This is a genomic window from Streptomyces sp. NBC_01717 (assembly GCF_036248255.1).
Taxonomy (GTDB): Bacteria; Actinomycetota; Actinomycetes; order Streptomycetales; family Streptomycetaceae; genus Streptomyces.
Map to the genome: position 1 here is coordinate 7,035,892 of NZ_CP109178.1, position 24,610 is coordinate 7,060,501.

General features: G+C 70.2%; 22 protein-coding genes. 11 read left to right on the forward strand and 11 right to left on the reverse strand.

Features of this window, described 5'->3' with window-relative positions:
• Nucleotides 1-2: 2 nt before the first annotated feature.
• The 6 genes from OHB49_RS31860 (at nt 3) to OHB49_RS31885 (ending at nt 6,421) form a co-directional block, all read left to right on the forward strand.
• The gene (locus OHB49_RS31860; RefSeq protein WP_329164406.1) at nt 3-473 is read left to right on the forward strand and encodes a GNAT family N-acetyltransferase; all 471 of its coding nucleotides are present in this window, start codon (nt 3-5) and stop codon (nt 471-473) included.
• Nucleotides 474-615: 142 nt separating this feature from the next.
• Complete coding sequence (locus OHB49_RS31865) at nt 616-3,078, forward strand: Tox-REase-5 domain-containing protein (protein WP_329164408.1); 2,463 nt, start codon at nt 616-618, stop codon at nt 3,076-3,078.
• A gap of 56 nt (nt 3,079-3,134) precedes the next feature.
• Nucleotides 3,135-3,857, forward strand: a complete 723-nt coding sequence (locus OHB49_RS31870; RefSeq protein WP_329164409.1) for a hypothetical protein — start codon at nt 3,135-3,137, stop codon at nt 3,855-3,857.
• Nucleotides 3,854-4,381 carry a hypothetical protein gene (locus OHB49_RS31875; RefSeq protein WP_329164411.1) on the forward strand — a complete coding sequence of 176 codons (528 nt, stop codon included), beginning with the start codon at nt 3,854-3,856 and terminating at the stop codon, nt 4,379-4,381. The genes OHB49_RS31870 and OHB49_RS31875 overlap by 4 nt, the downstream gene beginning before the upstream one ends.
• Before the next feature lie 149 nt (nt 4,382-4,530).
• Nucleotides 4,531-5,250, forward strand: a complete 720-nt coding sequence (locus OHB49_RS31880) for a DsbA family oxidoreductase (RefSeq protein WP_329164412.1) — start codon at nt 4,531-4,533, stop codon at nt 5,248-5,250.
• Between the two features lie 109 nt (nt 5,251-5,359).
• Nucleotides 5,360-6,421 carry an aminotransferase class V-fold PLP-dependent enzyme gene (locus tag OHB49_RS31885; RefSeq protein ID WP_329164413.1) on the forward strand — a complete coding sequence of 354 codons (1,062 nt, stop codon included), beginning with the start codon at nt 5,360-5,362 and terminating at the stop codon, nt 6,419-6,421.
• Between the two features lie 4 nt (nt 6,422-6,425).
• Here the strand turns inward: OHB49_RS31885 and OHB49_RS31890 are convergent, their stop codons facing one another.
• Nucleotides 6,426-6,920: a MarR family winged helix-turn-helix transcriptional regulator gene (locus tag OHB49_RS31890; RefSeq protein ID WP_329164414.1), complete on the reverse strand. Its 495-nt coding sequence runs from the start codon at nt 6,918-6,920 to the stop codon at nt 6,426-6,428.
• Between the two features lie 172 nt (nt 6,921-7,092).
• Between OHB49_RS31890 and OHB49_RS31895 the strand changes: the two genes are divergently transcribed.
• Nucleotides 7,093-8,160 (forward strand): alkene reductase, encoded by a 1,068-nt coding sequence (locus OHB49_RS31895; protein ID WP_329164415.1) that lies wholly within the window; start codon nt 7,093-7,095, stop codon nt 8,158-8,160.
• A gap of 4 nt (nt 8,161-8,164) precedes the next feature.
• Here the strand turns inward: OHB49_RS31895 and OHB49_RS31900 are convergent, their stop codons facing one another.
• Genes OHB49_RS31900 through OHB49_RS31915 form a run of 4 tightly spaced genes read right to left on the reverse strand, consistent with a single transcriptional unit; the run spans nt 8,165 to nt 12,374 of the window.
• Nucleotides 8,165-9,226 (reverse strand): LacI family DNA-binding transcriptional regulator, encoded by a 1,062-nt coding sequence (locus OHB49_RS31900; RefSeq protein WP_329164417.1) that lies wholly within the window; start codon nt 9,224-9,226, stop codon nt 8,165-8,167.
• 42 nt (nt 9,227-9,268) lie between these two features.
• The gene (locus OHB49_RS31905; RefSeq protein WP_329164418.1) at nt 9,269-10,135 is read right to left on the reverse strand and encodes a carbohydrate ABC transporter permease; all 867 of its coding nucleotides are present in this window, start codon (nt 10,133-10,135) and stop codon (nt 9,269-9,271) included.
• Nucleotides 10,132-11,058, reverse strand: coding sequence for a carbohydrate ABC transporter permease (locus tag OHB49_RS31910; protein ID WP_329164420.1), 927 nt, complete (start codon nt 11,056-11,058; stop codon nt 10,132-10,134). The genes OHB49_RS31905 and OHB49_RS31910 overlap by 4 nt, the downstream gene beginning before the upstream one ends.
• Nucleotides 11,055-12,374 carry an ABC transporter substrate-binding protein gene (locus OHB49_RS31915; protein ID WP_329164422.1) on the reverse strand — a complete coding sequence of 440 codons (1,320 nt, stop codon included), beginning with the start codon at nt 12,372-12,374 and terminating at the stop codon, nt 11,055-11,057. The genes OHB49_RS31910 and OHB49_RS31915 overlap by 4 nt, the downstream gene beginning before the upstream one ends.
• Nucleotides 12,375-12,554: 180 nt before the next feature.
• Between OHB49_RS31915 and OHB49_RS31920 the strand changes: the two genes are divergently transcribed.
• Together OHB49_RS31920 and OHB49_RS31925 are read left to right on the forward strand one after the other, a co-directional pair.
• The gene (locus tag OHB49_RS31920; RefSeq protein ID WP_329164424.1) at nt 12,555-14,600 is read left to right on the forward strand and encodes a beta-galactosidase; all 2,046 of its coding nucleotides are present in this window, start codon (nt 12,555-12,557) and stop codon (nt 14,598-14,600) included.
• Between the two features lie 49 nt (nt 14,601-14,649).
• Nucleotides 14,650-16,218, forward strand: coding sequence for a glycoside hydrolase family 53 protein (locus OHB49_RS31925; RefSeq protein ID WP_329164425.1), 1,569 nt, complete (start codon nt 14,650-14,652; stop codon nt 16,216-16,218).
• Between the two features lie 23 nt (nt 16,219-16,241).
• On the opposite strand, the gene OHB49_RS31930 is transcribed toward OHB49_RS31925, so the two are convergent.
• The 6 genes from OHB49_RS31930 to OHB49_RS31955 form a co-directional block, all read right to left on the reverse strand.
• Nucleotides 16,242-17,258, reverse strand: coding sequence for a VOC family protein (locus OHB49_RS31930; RefSeq protein WP_030974560.1), 1,017 nt, complete (start codon nt 17,256-17,258; stop codon nt 16,242-16,244).
• 112 nt (nt 17,259-17,370) lie between these two features.
• Nucleotides 17,371-18,264 carry an ectoine hydroxylase gene (thpD, locus tag OHB49_RS31935; protein WP_030974558.1) on the reverse strand — a complete coding sequence of 298 codons (894 nt, stop codon included), beginning with the start codon at nt 18,262-18,264 and terminating at the stop codon, nt 17,371-17,373.
• A 3-nt stretch (nt 18,265-18,267) separates the two neighbouring features.
• A complete protein-coding gene (locus OHB49_RS31940; RefSeq protein ID WP_030920010.1) occupies nt 18,268-18,666 on the reverse strand; it encodes an ectoine synthase in 399 nt (132 codons plus the stop codon).
• 104 nt (nt 18,667-18,770) lie between these two features.
• Nucleotides 18,771-20,039, reverse strand: a complete 1,269-nt coding sequence (gene ectB / locus OHB49_RS31945) for a diaminobutyrate--2-oxoglutarate transaminase (RefSeq protein WP_030920014.1) — start codon at nt 20,037-20,039, stop codon at nt 18,771-18,773.
• Nucleotides 20,040-20,132: 93 nt separating this feature from the next.
• Complete coding sequence (gene ectA, locus OHB49_RS31950; protein WP_329164427.1) at nt 20,133-20,663, reverse strand: diaminobutyrate acetyltransferase; 531 nt, start codon at nt 20,661-20,663, stop codon at nt 20,133-20,135.
• 309 nt (nt 20,664-20,972) lie between these two features.
• A complete protein-coding gene (locus tag OHB49_RS31955; protein ID WP_030974554.1) occupies nt 20,973-22,079 on the reverse strand; it encodes a pyridoxal-phosphate-dependent aminotransferase family protein in 1,107 nt (368 codons plus the stop codon).
• Between the two features lie 105 nt (nt 22,080-22,184).
• On the opposite strand from OHB49_RS31955, the gene OHB49_RS31960 reads away from it, so the two are divergent.
• Nucleotides 22,185-23,285, forward strand: coding sequence for an amidohydrolase family protein (locus OHB49_RS31960; protein ID WP_329164429.1), 1,101 nt, complete (start codon nt 22,185-22,187; stop codon nt 23,283-23,285).
• A 336-nt stretch (nt 23,286-23,621) separates the two neighbouring features.
• Nucleotides 23,622-24,575: an SCO1860 family LAETG-anchored protein gene (locus OHB49_RS31965; RefSeq protein WP_329164430.1), complete on the forward strand. Its 954-nt coding sequence runs from the start codon at nt 23,622-23,624 to the stop codon at nt 24,573-24,575.
• Nucleotides 24,576-24,610 lie beyond the last annotated feature (35 nt).

Consider the following 24,610-nt stretch of genomic DNA (forward strand, 5'->3'; position numbering starts at 1 on the left):
TCATGATCAGAACTGCCACGCCCGCCGATCTCGACGCCGTCGTCCAGCTGCACACCGAGGCCCGCGCCACCTACTACCGGGGCCACCTCCCGGAGGAGGAGTACGCGGGTGCCGCCGAGGTCGGCCGCAGCCGCGGTGGCTGGTCCCGCGCCATAGACCGCCCGGACGCCACCGTGCTCTGCGCCGAGCGGGACGGGACCCTCGCCGGCATCGCGGCCTTCGCCGTACGCGACGGCGTCATGCACCTCACGCAACTCCACGTCTCCCCGTCCCACTGGCGTACCGGAATCGGCACCGAACTCCACACCGCCTGCGTCGACGCCTGGCGGCAGGCCGGAGTGGACAGCGCCCGGCTGGAAGTCTTCGTGCACAACACCCGCGCCCAGGCCTTCTACGCCGACCGGGGCTGGGCCCCCGATCCCGACCACCCGCACGTCGGCACCCATCTGGTCCTGCGCCGCACGGTGAGCTGACGGCCCCGCCCCCGCCAGAGCCTCACCACGGCTTCTTGGGACCGGAGTTGGGCCCTGGGGCCCAAGACTCCCACCCACAGCGCCCCTAGCCTGAACGGGCATCACTCTGCTTGTCGGCAGGTCTGGTTGGGGGAGACAAGGCATGTCCGCGATCGGTGGCATACCCGCATACGGAGGTGACGCTCCGGCGCCGGGTGAGGGGCGACGGGAGCTGCCACGGGCACTCGGAGCGGCCCGCATCCTGCTGCATGTCCTGTTCGGAGCCACCGTGCTGGGCGGCCTCGGGCTGTTCGGCTCCGCGCTCGCCGCGGACGCGATGGGCGGCGTGGTCATCGGCCTCGCGCTGTACGGGGCCGCGCCCGGAGTCCTGGGCTGGATTCTCTCGCGACGCGCCTGGACCGGCGGCAGGGGTGTATGGGGCGGCCTGATCGCCGTACAGGTGTGGCTGATCCTCGGCGGCCTCGCCAACGTTGCGAACGGGTCGGTGCACGGCTTCACCCAGGTGTTCCTGCCCGTACTGATCCTGGTGCTCCTCACCCGGACACAGAGCCGCGAGTGGTTCCGGCTGCCGGTGCGGGCCCGGGAGGACAAGCCCGAGTTCTCGCTCTCCCACATGATCACCTGGCGGCGGGACCGGGGGCAGACGGCTCTGGAGTACCTGGGCCTGGTCCTGATCGTCGTGGCGCTCATCGGCGCGCTGGTGCTGAGCGGAGTCGGCGGCCAGATCACGGACCGTCTCCAGGCGGCGATCTGCTCGCTCACGGGCACGTCGTGCGAGGTGGCGGGCACCGGCAGCGACACGGTCGGCGCCGGTAGGACCGCGGGCGGTACGGACGGGGGCGGTTCGGACGCGGGTGGCAGCGCCGTCGCCGGGGGTTCGGACTCGGGCGGCGCCGACAACGGCGGCGCCGTCGCCGGTGGCACGGATGCGGGATCCACCGGTGCGGGTGGTGCGAGCGGCAGCGGCGCGGGTGGTGCGAACGGTACTGGCGCGGGTGGTGCGAACGGCGCCGGCGGCTCCACCGCCGGGACAGCGAGCGGGGGCGCCGGCGGGGGCTCCGCCACCGGATCCGGCGGCGGCACCGGCGGACCCGACGGTCCGGGCACCGACACCTACCCCGAGACCAGCACCGAGCCCGAGGCCACGTACGACACCCCCGTCTCGGACGCGGACTCCGACGACTCCGGCGACTCCGGGAACGACGGGGACAAGAAGGAGGACTGCGGCGGCTGGGGCTTCTTCGGCTGTGCATGGGACCGCACCACGCAGGTCGTCAAGGGCCTCGCCGTCGACGGTGTCTGGGGCGATGTCACCGGCATCATCGACCTGTTCAAGCCCGAGACCTGGTCCGGCCTGGCCGATTACGGCAAGCAGCTGGGCGGCACGTGGATGCAGGACTCCAAGGACGCCGGGAGCAAGTGGGACAAGGGCGACTACTTCGGTGCGCTCGGCGACTGGGGCAAGGCCTCGGTCAACACCGTCGTGAAGGTCGGCGACGACATGTTCGTCGGCGACGAGGTGCGGGACCGCTGGAACAACGGCGAGAAGACGCGGGCCGTCACCGACGTCGTCTGGAACATCGGATCGCTCTTCATCCCCGGCTACGACGTAGCGAAGGTCGTCGGCAAGGCCAGCAAGCTCGGCAAGCTCGGCAAGGTCGCCGCGAAGGTGGCCGAAGCCGCCGAGAACGCCGGCAACGCCGCGCGCCGCGCCCGTAAGGCCGCTGAGGTCGGAGACATCGACGGTGTCCGCAAGGCGGCCAAGGAGGCCGACGAGGCGGCGGACGAAGCAGAGGATGCGGCGCGCAAGACGGGCTGCAGCATCGCCCTCGGCCCCCGGGTGCGCTACGGAGGCTACGGCGGGATCCCCGGGGCCGGAACCGGGGTGCTCGCGGCAGGGCCCCCGGACCATGTGATCCTCGCCGACGACGGCTGCGACAAGGCGGCCGAGGCCAAGGCGAAGGAGGCCCGGGAGCAGGAACGGGCCGCCTGGACGGACAAGAAGCGTGCCGAGGAGAAGGATCGCGCGGCCAAGGCGCTGGCGGACAAGAAGCCGTATCCCGATCCCAAGCGCAACGACACCTCCGACCCGCGCAACTACAACCCGCCGGAGTGGGCCGAGGATCTCAAGGACCCGGAGCTGGGGTCCGCCGACCTCGGCGACGGCTACTGGGCGAGCCGCGACCGCAACCCTCCGCCCAACTGGGAGAACGAGTCCTGGCTGCGCTACCAGGAACAGGTCACCGGCACCAAGCGCGGCAAGGAGTACGTCGTCGCGCACCCGGACGAGGGCGTGCCGCAGGTGGAGTACGACGGCTGGGACTCCGGTCGGCAGACGTTCCTGGAGGCCAAGAACGGTTACGAGAGCTACCTCTCCAAGAGTGACAAGAGCACGCTCACCGATTCCGGCAAGCAGAAGTTCGTCGACGAGGCTCAGCGCCAGATCGACGCGTCCGGCGGCCGTGCCGTCGAATGGCACTTCTCCAACCCGGAGGTGGCCAAGGCCGCCCGCAAGGCGTTCCGGGAGAAAGGTCTGCGGGTCAAGGTCGTCTACACCGCGCAGAAGACGGGGGACAGCACCAGGAAGCCCGGGGCTTTCGACTAGCGTGGACGGGGTGCTTGCTCGGGCCGGACCAGGGGACGGCAGATGATGGAGGCAACATGCGACGTGTGGTGCGGGGCTTCTGGGGGCCTCGGGTGGAGTCGGCCGAGGTGCTGGCCCGACGTTGGAAGCTGACCCTGGACCAGCTCGCCGGGCTTCTTCCGGCCGTCGGCTCCGGTTCGGTTGCGGGTGACACGCGGACGTGGCGGCAGATCCACTCGGGCGGGCCCGCCACCGATCTCCTGCAGGACGAGGAGTCCATTCTCGCCGCCCTGCACGCGGCCCAGGAAGCCCACGGCTGGTCGGCCCGTATCGGCTCCGGACTGCAACTCGTCCTCGCGGGCGAGCCGGACTGGAAGATCGAGGTCAGTGGGACCGGGGGCGGCACCTCGGAGTTCCTCCTCCAGTCGATGGTGATCGGCATCAAATCGCCGGACACCGCCGAGATCCCCGACGCCGAGCTCCTCACGGCTGTCGCCGAGGTGTGGGAGCCGGATTTCGGTGATGTGACCGATGACGACGTGCTCGACGCCCTGGAGGACGACGGCGGCTTCGCCGTCGGTGAGCCTTCCATCGGTTGGATCGGCTATCTCTCCCCAGGGCGTGCGGCTCTGCTGCCGGACGGCATGGCGGTCGCGCGCAAGGAACTGCGCGGTGGGGGCGTGCTCCTCGACGTCGCTCCGCGTGGCAACGTCAAGGACGTACTCCGGACCTACCTGCAGTTGCGGGACGCGGGTGCACTGCAGCCGCTGCCCAGTCCGATGGAGCGGGCCACGCTGTGACGGCCCGGATGGGCGAGGCGTTCGAGATCGATCGCGCGCTGTCCGACATCGAGACGCTGCTGGCCGGGCCGGTACCGGCGAGCGGACCGACGGACAGCCAGGGGGACCCGGTCACGGGGGAGTGGACCGCAACCTCGGGCGAGGGCTTCCGGATCCTTCCGCTCTGGGAGAGCGACAGCCTCGTCGGCGTGTACGCGCCCGAGTGGAATGACGCGGACGAAGCCGCCCGCGGGCATCTGGACGGCCTCGTGGCGGAATTGGACCGTCGGTGGGGTGCCCACCGCAAGGTGGGCATGCGGGTGCCGATCTTCCGGAAGATCGCGGACGAGCCCATGCCGCCGCTCTTCCAGGCACTGTGCGACGAGGACTGCCTCGGCGATCTGTCGGTGTGGGGGCCGGTGGCCGCCGGTCCCGGAGCCACGGACGTGTGGGTCGCGGCCTCCGTCAACCAGTGCGACGGCGACGCCCCGATGATCATCGTGGCCCTCGTCAGCGATCGCCCGATCGTCGAGCCGGACGAGTAGTAGCCGACGGCCCTCCGGCTCGGTCGGGAATGACAGGGTCCGGGGGCGTGTTCATGCAACGAGCGGAGGGTGCCTCCGTGCTGCCCTCACAACCGTGCCGGGGCCGCGGCACGATCCATCTGCACAACAGCCTGGAGAGAAGAAGAGTCATGCGCGTCGAGATCTGGAGCGACATCGCCTGCCCCTGGTGCTACATCGGCAAGGCCCGCTTCGAGAAGGGCCTGTCGGGGTTCGCCCATCGCGACGAGGTCGAGGTCGTGCACCGGTCCTTCGAGCTAGACCCGGGCCGCACCAAGGGCGACACCGCCCAGGTGATCGACATGCTGGCGCAGAAGTACGGGCGTACCCGTGAGGAAGCCCGGTCCATGGAGGCGAACGTCGCGGCCAACGCGCACGCCGAAGGGCTCGGCTACCGGACCGAGGGGCGCGACCACGGAAACACCTTCGACATCCACCGGCTGCTCCACCTCGCCAAGGCCCGCGGACGCCAGGACGAGCTGCTGACACTCGCCTACCGGGCGAACTTCGCCGAGGAGCGGTCCGTCTTCGACGCCGAGGTGCTGATCGAGCTCGCCCTCGAGGCCGGGCTCGACGGCGACGAGGCGCGGGCCGTGCTCGCCGACCCGGAGGCGTACGCGGCCGAGGTGCGGGCCGACGAGCAGGAGGCGTCCGAACTGGGCGCCAACGCCGTGCCTTTCTTCGTCCTCGACCGGCGGTACGGGATCTCCGGCGGCCAGCCCGCCGAGGTCTTCGCGCAGGCGCTGGAGCAGGCGTGGAAGGACCGTCCGCTGACCGCCATCGGCTCGGACGGAGCGGCCTGCGACGCCGAGGGGGCCTGCGAGGTTCCGCAGGCCGGCAGCCAGGGCTGACCCTGCGCCGCCCCGGTCGGCCGCTCAACTGCATCGATGAGCATTGCTTGGGGGTACCCCTCAATTCTTCGTGATTGACGATGAGTTGAGGGGCATTCAGGCTGGACGCATGGAGATCTCCTCGCTCACCCAGGCCGTAGCCGCCGAGTTTGCGCCCAAGTCCACGTATCTCAACACCTCCAGCTGCGGGCTGCTGCCCCGCCGCACCGTGGAGGCGGTGAAGACGCTCGCCGACGAGAATGCCGCGGGCACCGGTGCGGGCGCGGGCAGCTTCGACGCCGTGGACGCCGCACGGACCCGGTTCGCCGGGCTCGTCGGTGTCGGTCCCGACCGGGTCGCCACCGGCAGCTCGGTCGCCGTCCATGTCGGTCTGATCGCGGCCTCACTGGAGCCGGGTGCCGAAGTGCTGGTGCCCGAGGGGGAGTTCAGCTCGGTCGTCGGCCCCCTCTCGGTCCGTGGGGATCTGCGGATGCGGTACGCCCCGCTGGACGGCATGGCCGAGGCGGTGCGGCCCACGACCGCGCTGGTCGCCCTCTCCTCCGTACAGTCCGCCGACGGCCGGATCGCCGACCTCGAGGCGGTTCGCGCGGCGGCCGCCGCGCACGGCGCCCGGGTCCTCCTCGACGCCACCCAGTCCGCAGGCTGGCTGCCGCTGGACGCCGGAGCGTACGACTACACGGTCACGGGCGGCTTCAAGTTCCTGCTCTGCCCGCGCGGTACGTCGTTCCTCACCGTCACCGAGGAGGCGCAGGAGACCTTGTCGCCGCTGTACGCGAGCTGGGTGGCCGGCGAGGACCGCTGGAACAGCACGTACGGGCCCGTCGGCCGGCTCGCCGCCACCGCGCGCCGCTTCGACGAGGCGCCTGCCTTCCTCGCCTACCACGGTGCCGAGCGCTCCCTCGCGCTGATGGCCGAGATCGGCATCGACACCGTGCACACCCACAACACCGGGCTCGCCGCCCGGTTCCGTTCCGCGCTGGCCGGGATCGGTCACGAGCCGGTGCCCGGCCGGTCCGCGGTCGTCGCCGTGCCGGGGCTGGGAAGCCGCGAGTCGGCGCTGGCCCGGGCCGGCATCGAGGTGTCGGTCCGGGCCGGGAATCTGCGGGCGGCCTTCCACCTCTACAACACGCAGGCCGATGTGGACCACGCGCTGGAGGTGCTCGCGGGCTGACCGGTCAGCGGCTTTCCGGGCAGTTCTCGGTCTCCCGGGAGAGGTTCTCCTCGACCCTGGCCAGCAGCCGGGCCAGCTCGGTGCGCTCCGTCGCGTCCAGGCCGGCGAGCGTGCGCTCCTCCAGCTTCGTCCAGGCCCGCTCGACATCCGAGTGCAGCGCGCAGCTGTCCGAGCTGGCCTCGACCAGGACGGCCCGCCGGTCGTCCGGGTCGGGGCGGCGGCGGACATGACCGGCCTGTTCGAGCCGCTGGAGCATCTTGGTGACGGTCGACGGATCGAGGTCGACCGCCTTGATCAGCTCCGACTGGCGTGCCGCACCCGCGTCCCACAGGTACATCATCAGGAACTCCTGGCCGGGGTAGAGCCCGGCGCACCTGAGTGCCTTGCCGGCGGCGATCCGGTGCAGCCGGGCGACCCGTGAGACGGCGTGGCTGACCGGGCCGCCGCGGGCGGCGCTGGGCAGCTCGGTACAGACGGGGTCGACGGGTTCGGCCTTCATGGGGACTCCTCGGGGCGATGCTCCGGCCTGCGGCCTGTCCGGCGGATCGGTCCCTGGTCCGGGGCCGGTTCCGGCGCTCTCCACGAACTTTACCTTGGTCGGCCAATCAATGCGTTACAGTGGCGCAGGACGAAATGCTTGGCCGACCATGTAAATTTTCCTAGGGGTATTCATGACCACCGCATTCGACCCGATCGACCTGTCCGGCACCCAGCTCGTCAACCGCATCGCCATGGCCCCGATGACCCGCAGCCGTGCCGGTGACGGCGGTACCGCCACCGAACTCACCGTCGAGTACTACGCCCAGCGCGCCTCGGCCGGTCTCATCATCACCGAGGGCATCCAGCCGTCCGTCGTCGGCCAGGGCTACCCCTCCACCCCGGGTCTGCACAGCGCGGAGCAGGTCGCGTCCTGGCGCACGGTCACCGACGCGGTGCACGCCGCGGGCGGCCGGATCTTCGCCCAGCTCATGCACGCGGGCCGCATCGGCCACCCGGTCCTGCTGCCGGACGGACTGACCCCGGTCAGCGCCTCCCCGGTCAAGGCCGCCGGTCAGGTCTACACCCACGTGGGACCGAAGGACTTCACCGAGCCGCGTGAGCTGACCGACGCCGAGATCCGGCAGACCGTGGCCGACTTCGCCTCCGCCGCCCGCAACGCCGTCGACGCGGGCTTCGACGGGGTCGAGCTGCACGGCGCCAACGGCTACCTCATCCACCAGTTCCTCGCGCCCAACACCAACCTGCGCACCGACGAGTGGGGCGGCTCCGACGAGGCCCGCATCCGGTTCGCCGTCGAGGTGGTCAAGGCCGTCGCCGCCGAGATCGGCGCGGAGCGCACCGGGCTGCGCATCTCGCCCGGAAACTCGTACAACGACATCGACGAGCCCGCACCGGACGCCGCCTACACCGCGCTGGTGCAGGAGATCGAGCCGCTCGGCCTCGCCTATCTGCACGTCCTGGAGGCGAAGGAGATCCGCGAGCTGACCCTCGCGCTGCGCAAGCAGTTCTCCGGCACCTTCGTCATCAATGTGCTGACGGACGGGCCGACCGGACCGGACGACCACTCGGTGATCGAGGACGGGATCGCCGACATCATCTCGTACGGTGCGCTGTTCATCGCCAACCCGGACCTGCCCGCCCGGCTGAAGGCCGGCGGCCCGTTCAACACCCCGGACCCGTCCACCTTCTTCGGCGGGGACGCGAAGGGGTACGTCGACTACCCCGCGCTGGGAGCCTGAAGGCCTACGCCGAGTCCCGGCGCACCAGTTCGGTGGGGAGGATCACCGCGGCCGGCTCCTCCCCGCCGATCCGGGCCAGCAGTACCCGTACCATCTCGGCGCTGATCCGGTCCCACGGCTGCCGGATCGTGGTCAGCTCGGGCCGGGACGCGAGCGCCGCGGGCGAGTCGTCGAAGCCGCCGACCGCGACATCCTCCGGCACCCGCCGCCCGGCCTTCTCCAGTGCGGCCAGCACGCCCTGCGCCATCAGGTCGGAGGCGACGAACACCGCGTCGAGGTCGGGGGCCCGCTCCAGCAGCAGCGCGGCGGCCGCCTCGCCGCTCGCCCGGCTGTAGTCGCCCGGGACGATCAGCGCGTCGTCCGCGGGCAGCCCGCACTCGGCGAGCATCTCGCGGTAGCCCGCCAGCCGTTCGACGCCGCCGGGGGTGTCCAGCGGGCCGCTGACCGTAGCGATCCGGCGGCACCCCGACTCGTACAGATAACGCACCATGTCCCGGGCGCCGTCCCGGTCGTCGGCCGCCACATAGCTGACCTTCGAGCCCTGCCCGAGCGGCTTGCCGCAGGCGACGAGCGGGACTCCGGCCTCGTGCAGCCGGGCGGCGACCGGGTCGCCGGAGTGACTGGAGACCAGCAGCACCCCGTCCACATGACCGGCGATGTACCGCATGTTCCGGCGGCGTTCCGCCTCGGTCCCCGCGATCATCAGCAGCAGCGGGATGTCGTGCGCGGCCAGCGCGGCGGTGCAGCCCCGGAGCAGCACATTGAAGTTCGGGTCCTCGAAGAACCGCTCCTGCGGCTCGGTGAGCAGGAACGCCACCGAGTCGGAGCGGCCGGTGATCAGCGACCTGGCGTGCCGGTTCACCGTGTAGCCGGTCTTGCGGATCGCGGAGTTGACCGCATCGAGCGCGGCCGGACTGACGTTGTGCCCGCCGTTGAGTACCCGCGAGACCGTGCCGCGCGAGACCCCGGCCTCCCGTGCCACGTCGTGGATGGTCGGCGGCCTGCGGCGTCCCGTGCCGGACTGTCCGTGCCGTCCGGGCTGTCCGGGCTGTTCTGTGCGGCTCATGGTGCATGATCTTTCATCAATGGAAGCCCTGGCGGGGACCGGTCAGGACTTTACGGCGCCGGAGAGCAGGTCGAGGCTCCAGAAGCGCTGGATGACGAGGAACAGCGCGATCAGCGGGACGATCGCCAGCAGCGCGCCCGTAATCACCAGGGTATAGAGGGCCGGGGTGGTGGAGCCCTGCTGGAGCAGCGTGTAGAGGCCCAGGGTGACCGGGAACTTCTCGTCGTCACCGAGCATGATGTACGGGAGCAGGAAGTTGTTCCAGATCGCGACGAACTGGAACAGGAAGACGGTCACCAGACCCGGCAGCATCATCGGCAGAGCGATGGTGCGGAAGATCCGCCACTCGCTGCCGCCGTCCATCCGTCCCGCCTCGATCACATCGTCCGGTACGGCGGAGGCCGCGTAGATCCGGGCGAGATACACACCGTACGGGGAGAGGATCACCGGCAGCAGGACCGAGAGGTAGGAGTCCGTCAGGTCGGCCTCGGCCAGCAGCAGGTACTGCGGTACGGCGAGGATCACCGGCGGCATCAGCACCCCGGCCAGCAGGATGTTGAAGATGCTCTCCTGCCCGCGGAACCGGTACACGGCCAGGGCGTACCCCGATACCGCGGAGACGGCCGTGGACAGCAGGGCGCCGGCGCCGGCGTAGAACGCCGAGTTGGCCATCCACTTCCAGTAGACGCCGTCGCGGTACGCAGACAGATCGGCGACGTTCTGGCGGAAGCCGGTGCCCGGCAGGAACGTGAAGGTGGAGAACAGTTCGCTGCCGGACTTGGTCGATGCGACCAGCACCCAGGCGACGGGCAGCAGGCAGTAGAGCGCGCCGAGGAGCAGCGCGGCGGTCGGCACGAGCGCGAAGCGGCGCGGACCTGCGGGGGTGGATGCGAGGCGCGGCGTACTCATCGGGAACCTCCCTGCTGGGTACGGGAGTTGGCCGCCCTGAGGAAGCCGAAGGACAGGACCAGGGTGGCGACGGCGATGATGACCGCCTGAGCGGCCGCCGCGTAGATGTCGTTGTTGACGAAGGCGTCCTGGTAGACCTTCATCAGCGGACTCCAGGTGGTGGAGAGGGAGTTGGTGAGCGGCTTCAGCGTCGTCGGCTCGCTGAACACCTGGAGCGTCGCGATGATCGAGAAGAAGAACGTCAGGACCAGGGACGGCGCCACCATCGGGATCTTTATCCGGAGCGCGATCTGCAGCTGTGAGCAGCCGTCCAGCCGTGCCGCCTCGAACACCTCGGCCGGGATCGCCCGCAGCGAGGTGTAGATCACGATCATGTTGAAGCCGGTGCCGCCCCAGACCGCGATGTTGGCGAGGGCGAGATACAGCGGTCCGCCGTCGAGCAGATCGGGCTGCGGGAGCCCCGCCCGGTCGAGGAGGTAGTAGAAGGGGCTGACGTCCGGGAGATAGAGGAAGCCCCACATGAGTGCGGCGACGACGCCCGGGATCGCGTACGGCAGGAAGATCGCGAGCCGGGAGAAACCCCGCAGCCGGAGCCGGTCGGTGTCCAGGAGCAGGGCGAACAGCAGGGCGAGGCCGAGCATCACGGGGACGACGATCACGCCGTAGCCGAGGATACGCAACGCGCCGTGCAGCAGTTCCGAGTCGGAGAGCGCACCGGCGTAGTTGGCGAAGCCGGCCCAGATCTCCTCGCGGGCGCCTTTGCCCAGACCGAGCCCTTTGACCTCGGTCCTGCGGAAGCTGAGGTAGAGCGCGTACCCGATGGGAAGGGCGAAGAAGAGCAGGAAGAGCACGGTGGCGGGGGCCAGGAAGGCGTACGGGGCGCTCTTGACCCCGTACGCACCCCTGCGGCGTGCGCGTGTCACTCGGAGACCCCGAAGCCCTGCTTCTTGAGGTCGGCGACGGTGGCGTCCTGCATCGCGGTCAGGGCGGGCCCGAAGTCCGACCTGCTCTTGGCGGCTTCGGCGAAGTTGTCCTTGAAGGCGGTGTACGCGACGTTCACGTTCGGGCCCCAGGCGGCGGGGGCGGTGCCCTGCGCGATCTCGGCGGCCTTCGTGTAGAAATCGGGCTGGTTGGAGAAGTAGTCCGGGGCCTGGGCGAGCGCGCCGCCGGTCTGGGCGGCCGTGGCGGCGGGGTAGATGCCGCTCTCCTTGACCAGCGCGGCCAGCGCCTCGGAGTCCGTGTTCAGCCACTTCGCGAAGGTCGCGGCGGCGGCCTTGTTCTTGGAGTCGTTGGTGACGGCGGTGGAGGAGCCGCCCCAGCTGCCGGTGACGTTCTGGCCGGCCGTCCACTGGGGGAGCGGGGCCATGGCCCACTTGCCCTTGGTGTCGGGCGCCGCCGTGGTGAGGGTGCCGGGCGCCCAGACCGCGCTGACCCAGGCGATCTGCTTGCCGGTGTTGAGCGCCTTGTTCCAGGCCGGGGTGTACATCGGCTGGTTGTCGACGGCGCCTTCCTTCACCAGACCACCCCAGAAGTCGGCGACCTTCCGCGTGGCGTCGTCGTCGATGGCGACCTTCCACTTGTCGCCGCCGGTGGTCCACCACTTCGCCCCGGCCTGCTGGGCGAGGCCCGCGAAGAGACCGGAGTCGTTCGAGGAGAACGTGGTGAGGTCCTTGCCGGGCGCCTTCTTCTTCAGCGTGCGGGCCGTCTCGGCGAACTCGTCCCAGGTGGTGGGCACGGACAGGCCGTACTGCTTGAACAGGTCCTGGCGGTAGTAGAACATCAGCGGGCCGGAGTCCTGCGGCACGGCGTACAGGGCGTCCGATCCGAGGGTCGTCTGCTGCCAGATGCCGTCGGCGAACTTGCCCTTCGCGTCGCCCGCCTCCTTGGATATGTCGGCGAGCACATCGTTGGAGACCAGGGTGGGGAGCGCCTGGTACTCCGCCTGCACCAGGTCGGGGGCCTTGTGGGCCTTGGCCGCTGTGATGATCTTGGTGACCAGGTCGTCGCCCGACGCCTGCTTCTTCACCGTGACCTTGATGCCGGTCTTCTTGCCCTCGCCCGCGTTCCAGATGTCCGCGACCTTGTCCAGGCCGGGCGCCCAGGCCCAGTAGGTGAGTGAGACGGGACCGGATGCGGCCGGGCCGTCCCCGCTGTCGTCGTCCGACGAGCCGCAGCCCGAGAGCAGGCCGGTGGCGGCGAGTGCAGCGGCCGTGGACACCGCGACGATGCGGTACTTCATGGAATTCTCCCCTGACGAGAAGCGAGGGCGCAGCGCCGGGATGCGCTGTGAGCGTTCACAGTAGAGAAACGAATCCGACGCTTGTCAATGGTTGTTGCTGTGCGGTTATGTTGGATCTGCGCCACCGAGAGTGTGTGTGCACGTTCCCAGAAGTTGTACCAAAGAGCCCAGGAGATCCCCATGCCGCACACCGCGCCCGAGCCTGCCCCGCACGGTCTGCGCCGGCTCGCCTTCGGCGGCGACTACAACCCCGAGCAGTGGCCGGAAGAGGTCTGGCACGAGGACGTGGCCCTGATGCGGGAAGCCGGCGTGACCATGGTCAGCGTCGGGATCTTCTCCTGGGCGCTTCTCGAACCGGAGCCCGGCGGCTACGACTTCGGCTGGCTCGACCGGGTCCTCGATCTGCTGCACGAAGCCGGCATCCGCGTCGACCTCGGCACCCCCACCGTCGCCCCGCCCGCCTGGTTCTACCGCGCCCACCCGGAGGCCCTCCCGGTCAGCCGTGAGGGTGTCCGCTACGCCTTCGGGTCACGCGGCGCGATCTGCCACAGCAACCCCGCCTACCGGTCGGCCGCGGCGAACATCACCGAACAGCTCGCCCGCCGGTACGCAGACCATCCGGCGCTCGCCATGTGGCACGTCCACAACGAGTACGGCGTTCCGGTCAGTGCCTGCTACTGCGACAACTGCGCCGCCCACTTCCGCCGCTGGCTGGCCGGCCGCCACGGCGGCGTCGAGGCCGTCAACGAAGCCTGGGGCACCGCCTTCTGGGGCCAGCGCTACCGCAGTCTCGACGAGATCGACCCGCCCCGTGCCACTCCGACCGTCGCCAACCCGGCGCAGCGCCTGGACTACGCGCGCTTCGCCGACGCCACCATGCGCGAGAACTTCTGCAGCGAACGGGACATCCTGCACCGCCTCGCTCCCGGTATCCCGGTCACCACCAACTTCATGACCGCCCTCAGCCAGTGCGACTCCGTCGACTACTGGGCCTGGGGCCGCGAGACCGATCTCGTCACCAACGACCACTATCTGATCACCGACGGCCGCCGCACCCATGTCAACCTCGCGATGGCCGCCGACCTCACCCGCTCCGTCGCGGGTGGCGCGCCCTGGCTGCTCCTGGAGCACTCCACCAGCGGCGTCAACTGGCAGCCCCGCAACCCCGCCAAGCGCCCGGGCGAGATGGCCCGCAACAGCCTCGCCCATGTCGCGCGCGGCTCCGACGGCGCCATGTTCTTCCAGTGGCGGCAGTCGCGCAGCGGCGCGGAGAAGTTCCACTCGGCGATGGTGCCGCACGCCGGTACGGACTCCCGGGTGTGGCGCGAGGTCTCCGGGCTCGGCGCCGACCTCGGCCTGCTGAGCGGCATCCGCGGGACCCGAACCGCCGCGGACGCGGCCATGCTCTGGGACTGGCAGTCCTGGTGGGCGCAGAAGCTGGAGTGGCGCCCGAGCGAGGACCACGACGCCCGCGAGCGCGCCGACACCTTCTACGCCTCGATGTACGACCGCCACCTCACCGTCGACTTCGCCCACCCGGACGCCGATCTGTCCGGGTACCCGCTGGTCGTCGTCCCGGCTCTCTACCTCGCCACCGAGGAGACCGGCCGGAACCTCCGGAACTACGTCGAGAACGGCGGCACGCTCGTCGTCTCGTACTTCTCCGGCATCGTCGACACCCAGGACGCCGTGCACCCGGGGCCGTACCCGGGCGCCCTGCGGGACGTACTCGGCCTGACGATCGAGGAGTTCTCACCGCTCGGCGAGGGCGGGACGGTCCGCCTGATCACGCCCGAGGGCGCCGCCGAGGGCCCGGAGCTGACCGGAGACCTGTGGTCGGACGTGGTGATCCCGCGCGGCGCCGAGACCGTCTGGTCCTACGCCGACGGCATTCCCGCGGGCCGCCCCGCCGTCACCCGGCACCGCCTGGGCAGGGGCACCGCCTGGTACATCTCCACCCGGCTGTCCGGACCCCACCTCGACGCCGTCCTCGACCGGGCCTGCGACGACGCCCGGATCGCGCCGCGCACCGGCCTCCCGCACGACGTCGAGGTCGTACGCCGCACCGGCGACAGCGGCACGTACCTCTTCGCGATCAACCACACCGGGGACGACGCGAAGGTGCCGCTCGACGGCCCCGGCACCGAACTCCTCACCGGCGAGCACACCGCGGGCCGCCTCGCCGTCCCGGCGGGCGCGGTCCGGGTCGTACGCCTCGACGGCTGAGTCGCCCAAGCCCCGCAATTCCCGCGCAACGGTCGAAGGGACATCGACGATGTACGGAAAGACGCACGGAAAGCCACCTGGGCGGACGAGAGCGGCGGTGGTGTCGGCCCTCGCCGGCCTGCTGTTCGCCGCACTCCCCGCCCAGGCCGCCCACGCGGCCAACACCCCTGCCGACACCGGCTTCGAATCGGGCGGCACCGGCTGGTCGGCCTACTCGGCAGGCGGACAGACCGCCGCCTCCTTCACCGAGGCGGGCGGCCACAGCGGCAGCAACCGGCTGACCCACTGGTCCGCTTCGGCCTACAAGGTGGAGACCTACCAGTACCTCTCCGGGCTCGCCGACGGCACATACACCCTGAGCGCCTGGGTCCGCTCCAGCGGCGGTCAGAACTCCGCTTACATCGCCCTGCGCAACTGCGGGAGCGCCGAGCAGCGCACGGACCTGCCACCGACCGCGAACGGCGCCTGGATCCGTCTGGTCACCTCCGCCAAGGTGACCGGCGGAGCATGCACGATCAGCCTCAACTCCGATGCGCACGCGGGGGAGTGGGCCAACTTCGACGACATCTCCTTCACCTCGGGAACGACCGGCCTCACCGTCAAGGGCGGTGACCTCTCCACCCTCCCGAAGAACGAGGCGCACGGCGCGACCTACCGGCGCGCGACCGGAACGACCGGCGACGCGATGAGCATCCTCAAGGCTTCCGGGATGAACTACGTCCGCCTCAAGGTGTGGGTGGACCCCGCCGACGGATACAACGACAAGGCCCATGTCCTCGCCATGGCCAAGCGCGCCAAGGCCCTCGGCATGAAGCTGCTCATCGACTTCCACTACTCCGACAGCTGGGCCGACCCGGGCAAGCAGAACAAGCCGGCGGCCTGGGCCGGCCACACGTACAGCCGGCTGAGGACGGACGTCTACGACCACACGTACGACGTGCTGAACGCCCTCAAGGCGCAGGGCACCACGGCCGACATGGTGCAGATAGGCAATGAGATCAACGCCGGGATGCTCTGGCCGGAGGGCTCCACCGACAACTGGTCGCAGCTCGCGGGCCTGCTCACCTCGGGCGCGAACGCCGCGAAGGCGGTCTCGTCGAGTACGAAGGTCGCGCTGCACCTCGCCGAGGGCGGCGACAACGCGGGCACCCGCTGGTGGTTCGACAACGCCGTGTCGTACGGTGTGCCGTTCGACGTCATCGCGCTCTCGTACTACGGCTACTGGCACGGACCGCTGTCCGACCTCCAGACCAACCTCGACGACGCCGCCTCGCGGTACGGCAAGCCGGTGCTGGTCGCCGAGACGGCGTACGCCCACACGCTGGCGAACGGTGACACGCTGGCGAACAACATCGCGACACCGGACCAGCTGGTCACCGGCTACCCCGCCACACCGGCCGGTCAGGCGGCGAACCTGCGCGACGTCATGAACGTCGTCGAGGCCGTCCCGAACGGCCGCGGTCTCGGCGCCGTGTACTGGGAGCCCGCCTGGACCGCCGTCAGCGGCAGCGGATGGGACCCGGCAGACCCGGCGTCCGGCAACGCATGGGAGAACCAGGCGCTGTTCGACTACAACGCGACGCTGCTCCCGGCAGCGAGCTGGTTCTCCCACCGGTAGAAAGCAGGGAGTGTCCGCACAACCTAGACGGCATCGAGCGGCGCGCTGCGCCACTTCCACGAGGTGACGCGCTCCCGCCCGGGCAGCTCGGCGCGGCCGGTGGACCAGAGCAGGACGGCCCACCGGTCGGCGTCGTCCGGGGCGTCCGGGAACAGCCGGGCCAGCACGCGGTCGCACAGATCGGCGGGCGGCGCCCAGGAGATGTCCAGGCCCTGGACGACATCGTGGGTGTGGACCAGGGTCTCCACGATTCCCATGGCCGCGAAGCCTTCCGGGTCGGACACCCCGTACGAGTGGTAGGAGCGGACGTCCGCCGCGGTCGTCCGCACCATCGCCGTCAGCAGGGCGCCGCTCGCCTCCAGGGTCTGGAGCAGGCCGACCGGTCCTGCGTCGGGGTTCGCGAAGATCGAGTTCGCCGGGCCGCCCTTGCGGTCGGCTCCCCAGCGGAACGGGACCTCGCGGTCCAGCGGTGGCTTCCTCGGGCCCAACTGGGCTGCGTACGCGAAGAGATCGTCGTTCAGATGCTCCACGGTCTCCCAGGAGTCCCACTCCAGCGACCCGGCGGGTGCCCGCCAGTGGCCCTCAGGAACCTCGCGGAGGGCGGCGAGCGCGAGGTGGACCGCGGTGGTCACATCGTCCGCGGCGACCGGCAGCCGGGTCGCGGTCAGGGTGGCCCGCTCGACGGCGCTGCACTCCACACAGAACTCATTGCCCTCGGGGTCGGCGAGCGTCGCCCAGCCCCGGCCGTCGGGCCTGCGGTGGTCGCCGACGAGCGTGGCGCCGAGGGCGAGCAGCCGCTCGACCTCCTCGTCCCGGGTGCGGTCCTGCGGCTGGATGTCCAGGTGGACGCGGTTCTTGACGCTCTTGGGCTCGGGCACCGAAACGAACAGCAGCGCGGCACCGGGGGTCTCGACGAGTGCCTCGGGATCACCGGGCCTGTCGTCGTCCGACAGCCGGGCACCGAGCACCTCGGCCCAGAAACTGCCGAGCTTGTAGGCGTCGGCGCAGTCGAAGGTCATGTGACGTACAAGTGAGGTCATGGGACCAACTGTCGCCGTTGCCGGCCACCGGGGTCCACCAACTTTCGACAGGGGCCGGGACGACGAACGTCTTCCCGGCCCCTGTCACTTGCGGGCTCGGCCCGTCAGCGCCTCACCTCACCGGCGAGAAATCGCGCGCCCCGATGAACTCCGGGCGCCGCACCGGCGCCGCGAACGGTTCCTCGGCCGTGTTCTCCACGCTGTTGAAGACGATGAAGACATTGCTGCGCGGGTACGGGGTGATGTTGTCCCCCGAGCCGTGCATGCAGTTGCAGTCGAACCAGGTCGCCGAACCGGCCCGGCCCGTGAAGAGCTTGATGCCGTGCCGGTCGGCCATCTTGGTCAGCGCCTCGTCGGACGGGGTGCCGGCGTCCTGCATCTTCAGCGACTGCTTGTAGTTGTCCTTCGGCGTCTCGCCCGCACATCCGAGGAACGACTTGTGCGAACCGGGCATGATCATCAGCCCGCCGTTGGTGTCGTGGTTCTCGGTCAGCGCGATCGACACGGACACGGCCCGCATGTGCGGCAGACCGTCCTCGGCGTGCCAGGTCTCGAAGTCCGAGTGCCAGTAGAACCCCGAAGCGCCGAAGCCCGGCTTGACGTTGATACGCGACTGGTGGACGTACACATCCGAACCGAGGATCTGACGGGCCCGGTCCACCACCCGCTCGTCGTTCACCAGCCGGGCGAAGACCTCGCTGATCCGGTGGACCTCGAAGACCGACCGTACGTCCTGCGACTTCGGCTCGATGATCGACCGCTCATCGGCCCGCACCGCAGGATCGGCGATCAGCCGGTCCAGTTCGGCGTGGTACACAGCCACTTCGTCCGGCGTGATCAGCTCGTCGACGGTGAGGAAGCCGTCCCGCTCGAAACCCTGCAGATCCTTCACGGCGATCGGGCCCGGGGTGCCGGGAGCGGACCAGATGACCGGGTCCTGGCGGGGCGTGGTCATCTCGGCCGTGCGCCGGGTGGGATACAGGTCGGCGCGTACATCGGTGGTCATGGTTCAGCCCTCCTCGGTCAGTACCGGATAGACACCGTTCTCGTCGTGCTCCTCCCGCCCGGTGACGGGAGGGTTGAAGACGCAGACGCAGCGGAAGTCGGTCTTGGGGCGCATGGTGTGGCGCTCATGGCCGTCCAGCAGGTACATCGTGCCGGGGGTGATCCAGTGCGTCTCGCCGGTCTCGTCGTCGGTGAGCTCGGCCTCGCCCTCGACACACAGGACGGCCTCGATGTGGTTCGCGTACCACATCGACGTCTCGGTACCTGCGTACATCGTGGTCTCGTGGAGTGAGAAGCCCACCTTCTCCTGGGCGAGCACGATGCGCTTGCTCTCCCAGGTGCCGGAAGCGGCCTTCACATGCCGGTCGGTGTTCTCGATGTCGCTGAACGATCGGACGATCACGGTGAGTCGGAGCCTTTCTCTCTGCAGCGGTACTTCTGTACGGGCCTGCCCGGGGTGGACCCGGCCAGGCGGTCGGGATGTCGTGCGACCCCTCGGCCGGGCGGTCAGGCGGTGTCGCGGACCGCGCGGGCCAGCGTGAGCAGGCCCTCGTCCAGCTCTTCGGGAGTGATGGTCAGTGGCGGCAGCAGCTTCACGACCTCGCTCCGCGGGCCGGAGGTCTCCACCAGCAGCCCCAGCTCGAATGCGCGCGCACAGACCGCGGCGGCGCGCGAGACATCGGTGAACTCGAGCGCCTGGACCAGGCCGCGGCCGCGGGACTGCGCGCCGAGCCGGGCGTGTTCGTCGCAGATCGCGAGCAGCGCCTGCTCGACCTGCTCACCGCGGGCCAGCGTCTGCTTCTCCATCTGGCCGTCCGCCCAGTAGGCGTCGAGCGCGGCGGCGGCGGTGACGAACGCCGGGTTGTTGCCGCGGAAGGTGCCGTTGTGCTCGCCCGGGCCCCAGATGTCCAGTTCCGGGTTGAACAGGCAGAGCGACATGGGAAGTCCGTAGCCGCTGATGGACTTCGACAGGGTGACGATGTCCGGGGTGATGCCGGCCTCCTCGAACGAGAAGAACGCGCCGGTGCGGCCGCAGCCCATCTGGATGTCGTCGACGATCAGGAGCATGTCGCGGCGGCGGCAGAGATCGGCCAGCGCCCGCAGCCACTCGGGCCGCGCCACATTGATGCCGCCCTCGCCCTGTACCGTCTCGACGATCACCGCTGCGGGCTGGTTGAGACCCGAACCCTGGTCCTCGAGAAGCCGCTCGAACCAGAGGAAGTCCGGGACCCGGCCGTCGAGGTAGTTGTCGAACGGCATCGGTGTGCCGTGCACCAGCGGGATGCCGGCCCCGGCCCGCTTGAAGGCGTTGCCGGTGACGGCGAGCGAGCCGAGCGACATGCCGTGGAAGGCGTTGGTGAACGAGACGATCGACTCGCGTCCCTTCACCTTGCGGGCCAGCTTCAGCGCGGCCTCGACCGCGTTGGTGCCGGTCGGGCCGGGGAACATCACCTTGTACGGCAGGTCGCGCGGCCGCAGGACGACGTTGTGGAAGGTCTCGAGGAAGGCGCGTTTCGCGGTGGTCGCCATGTCCAGACCGTGGGTGATGCCGTCGCGCTCGATGTAGTCGATCAGCGCGCGTTTCAGCACCGGGTTGTTGTGGCCGTAGTTGAGGGATCCTGCACCGGCGAAGAAGTCGAGGTACGAGTGGCCGTCCTCGTCGGTCAGCCGGGCGCCCTGCGCACGGTCGAACACGGCGGGCCAACCGCGGCAGTAACTCCGGACCTCCGACTCCAGGGTCTCGAAGACGCTCAGGGCGGGCGGGGTGATGGTCACAGGGGATCTCCTGCTTGTGGGGGTGAGTCGGGCGGCGGTGAAACGGGGCGATTCGGCCGACGCCGGGCTGGGGCGTGTCAGCCGGGCCGCACCTCAGACGTGGAACGGACCGATGCGGTAGAGCACTTCCGGCAGATGTGTTCCCTCGGGGAACAACCCGCCGTCGAAGAGCACTTCGCGTTCCACAGCCGCGTCATGGCGGAGCGCATAGGAGGTGAACAGCCGGTCGGAAGCGGTGTTGTCCGGGGTGATGGTCGTCTCGACCCGGGCCAGGCCCTGCTCCGCGGCGACCCGCGCGGTCAGCGAGTCCAGCAGCTCGGCGGCCAGTCCGATGCCGCGATGGCCGTGCTCGACGGCCACCTGCCAGACGACGAGCGTCTCGGGGCGGTCGGGCCGGATGTATCCCGTCACGAAGGCGACCGGCTCGCCGGTCTCGTCGCGGGCGACCACGGAGGTCGCCGCGAAGTCACGGCACCACAGCAGGTAGCTGTAGGAGGAATTGAGGTCCAGGACCTCGGAGTCGCGGGCGATGCGCCAGATCGCGGCCCCGTCCTCCACTCGTGGGGTGTCGATGGTGATGAATTCGCTTCGGGCACGTGCAAAATCTGCTGGTGCGGCGGTCATGCGAATGGAATTTACCCAGCAAATTCGGAAATTGCATCGACGTAAGGGGTTGGGTGAAGTGAGCCGCTGTGTTATCACGCGGGCGCGCGCCCCGGCGCGAAACTTCTTCGATTTATTCCGTTTTGGGCCCTATTAATGCCGCAAATCGGCCACGTTGTGGAGTCGGTCACAGAGCTGTAACTCCCCGGAGACGCAACCGAATTGTGCCGATCGGCGTTGTCGAAACTTTGGCGTTTAGGCTCCGGGAGAGCGGGCACAAGAATGCGGGGAGCTGCTCTCGATAAAGCGGCTCCCCGCATTGATGAATTCTTATCGGTTCGGCCAGGTTTCCGAAACGGCCTTGCGGGCAGCTTCGAAGTCGACCTGCCGGCCCTCATCGGCCAGCGCCGACCCCAGAGCCGCGATCGAGGACTGCACCACGCCCCGCGTCGCATCCACACCGTAGTGATTGACCCGGATCATCTCCTTGGACAGGGCCCCACCGCCCGCGATCAGCGGCAGCGAGGGGTCGGTCGCGAGCGCCTTGGCGACCAGCCCGGCGGCGTCGACTCCCGCCGGGGCGCGCAGCGTCGTGGCGACCGGCGCCGCGTCCTTCGCCTCGTGGACATACGGCGCCAGGCCGCCGCCGAGCGCCACCGCGGCCGCCCGTGTGGCCGCTGCCGCCGCCGCGTGCCGGGCCATCAGCGCCTCCGGGCCCTCCGCCTCGATCCGCTCCAGGCACGCCTCGAGCGCCAGCATCTCCAGCTGCGCGGGGGCATGCAGGAGCGCCTTGCGGCCGCCGTCGATCCAGCGCTCCTTCCAGTCCAGGAGGGAGAGGTACGAGTGGCGCGGGGCCTCGGGGTTGGCGGCGATCCGCTCCCAGGCGCGCTCGCTCACCGACACCGCCGACACCCCGGCCGGGCCGCCCATCGCCTTCTGCGCGCCGATCACGCACAGGTCGACACCCCAGACGTCCGGCAGCAGCGGCTCGGCGCCCACCGAGGCGACGGCGTCCAGCATGAAGAGCGCCCCGTGGGCCCGGACGACCTCACCGATCTCGGCGACCGGGTTGGTGTTGCCGGTCGCCGCCTCCGCGTGGACCAGCGAGACGAAGTCGATCTCCGGGTGCGCGGCGAGCGCCTGCGCGACCTGGTCGGCGGTGACCGCCGTGTGGAACGGCACCGCCAGGTCGATCACATTGGCACCGCAGTCCCGCAGCCAGTTCCCGAAGGTCTGCCCGTACGGCCCCGTGACCACGTTCAGCGCGGTCGAACCGGGCCGGGCGCCGCCCCGGATGCAGCCTTCGAGAGGAAGCAGTGCCTCGCCCTGCATGATGACGACGTCCTGCTCGGTGGCGAGGAGACCGGCCACCCGCCGCTCGATGGCGGCGAAGTGCGCGGCGGTGAGCGGGGCGAGGTCGAGGAAGGGGTGCGTCACGGTGGTGCTCTCTTCGGATCGGGTCGGCCTGCGGTTCGGCGTACGAACAGCGCTTCCGTCGAGAGTACCCAGGGCCCCCCGGACACCGCCTCGTACAGTGCTGCCATGAGTGATCACAGGGCGCAGCCGGTGCTGCACGTGAAGGGGCGGGTGCTCGTCGGTCCCGACGACGTCAGGGACGAGCTGTGGGCGGTCGGCGGGCGGATCTCGTACGAGCGGCCGCCGGGCGCGGACGCGGCGGATACCGTCACCGGCTGGGTGCTGCCGGGTCTCGTCGACGCCCACTGCCATGTGGGGCTCGATCACCACGGCCCGGTCGACGCCGCCACGAGCGAGAAGCAGGCGCTCACCGACCGGGAGGCCGGCACGCTGCTCATCCGGGACGCCGGATCGCCCTCCGACACCCGGTGGATCGACGACCGCGAGGACCTTCCCAAGATCGTCCGGGCGGGCCGTCATATCGCCAGGACCCGCAGGTACATCCGGAACTACGCCCATGAGATCGAACCCGGCGACCTCGTCGCGTACGTCGCGCAGGAGGCGCGGCGCGGCGACGGCTGGGTCAAGCTGGTCGGCGACTGGATCGACCGGGACGCCGGTGACCTGACCGCCTGCTGGCCGCGCGGCGAGGTCGAGGCGGCCATCGCCGAGGCGCACCGGCTCGGCGCACGGGTCACCGCGCACTGCTTCGCCGAGGCCGCTCTCGTCGATCTCGTCGAGGCAGGGATCGACTGCATCGAGCATGCGACGGGCCTGACCGAGGACACCATCCCGCTCTTCGCCGAGCGTGGCGTCGCGATCGTCCCGACGCTGGTAAACATCGCCACGTTCCCGGACCTCGCGGCGGGCGGCGAGGCCAAGTTCCCGCGCTGGTCGGCACATATGCGGCAGCTGTACGAGCGTCGTTACGACACCGTGCGCTCGGCGTACGACGCAGGGGTGCCGGTCTACGTCGGCACCGACGCGGGCGGCTCGCTGGCCCATGGACTCGTGGCGGCGGAGGTCGCCGAACTGGTCAAGGCCGGCATCCCGGCGCGCGAGGCGCTCTCGGCGACCGCCTGGGGTGCCCGCGCATGGCTCGGACGGCCGGGGCTGGAGGAGGGCGCCCCGACGGACCTCGTGGTGTACGACGAGGACCCGCGGGCGGACGTACGGGTGCTGGCGGCGCCGCGCCAGGTCGTGCTGAACGGGCGCGTGATCGGCTGACGCCGCCGTGTCCCGGCGGAATGGGCGACACGTTGACAGCCAGTGACCGAACCGCCCCCGCGCTCGTTGCAACACTTCTGGTCATGCTCCGGTGCGGTTGCCCACACCGCACATGCGCTCGGGGATCGGGTGACGGTGAGGGACACCGAAGGAACAGACGTACCTCGATATTCGAATACAGGGGCGGAAACCCCCCTTTGGAGTGAACTCGCCGCAGCTGTCTGTCAGTTCACCCTCTGTGCGTAAAGATTCACGGAGTCGAGGCCACCGGCGCCCGCGATGTCCCCCATTGGGCGGCGCCGGTGGCTCCATGTCTCTTGTGGGGGTTCCACCATTTTGAACAGCAACACCTTCCGCCTGGCCGCCCTGGCGGTCGCCGCCGCTCCCGTCGCTCTGCTGGTCGCCGCCCCGGCGCACGCCACCGGAGCCACCACGACCACCGGTGGCGGGAAGGCGAGCGCGGTCGTGCTCCGTACCGCACTCGATGTATCGCTCCTGAGCAAGACCGTCGATGTGCCGCTCAAGACCACGCTGAACGAGGTGCACGCCCCGGCGAGCGCCGAGCAGACCGCGCTCCGCGTGCGGCTCGACGGCGTGAATCACGGGCGCCCGTTCAGCGTGCTGCGCGCCGACGTGGCCACGGCGAACGCGACCGTCGACAAGCACCGGGCGGAGGGTTACAGCAACCTGGCGAAGGCCCGTGTGCATCTGCCCGGACTGCCGCTGCTCTCGCTCATCGAGGTCGAGAAGGTCACCTCGAAGGCGGTCTGCGAGGTGGGTCGCAGGCCGGTCGCCGAATCCAACGTGCTGGGCCATGTCTCGGTCCTGGGCAAGCGGGTCACGCTCACCTCGGGCGGCACCACGCGGGTCGACGTGCCGGGTGTCGGCGAGGTGAGGCTCGACCTGTCGAAGACGCGGACCACGTCGCGCACGGCTGCGGCCACCGCGCTCCGCCTGGAGGTGTCGGTCAACCCGCTCAAGCTGAACGTCGCCGACGTCAAGGGGGAGGTCACGCTCGCCGAGGCGACCTGCGAGACCCCGAAGGGGCCCAAGCCCACGAAGCCGGCGGGCGGCAGCGACGGCGGCACCGCCGGTGGCGACAACGGCGACGGCGGCACCGATGTGAAGCCCCAGACCGGGACCGGGCACGCCCCGGCGGCGGTCGACACAAGTCTCGCGGAGACCGGCGGCAGCTCCACGACGCCCTACATCGCAGGTGGCGCGGCCCTGCTGCTGGCGCTGGGTGCGGGCGCCATGGTCGTGGCACGCAGGCGCGGCGCCCAGGACTGACGCGGCCCGGCCCGAGGGGGCCAAGGGGGCGTAGA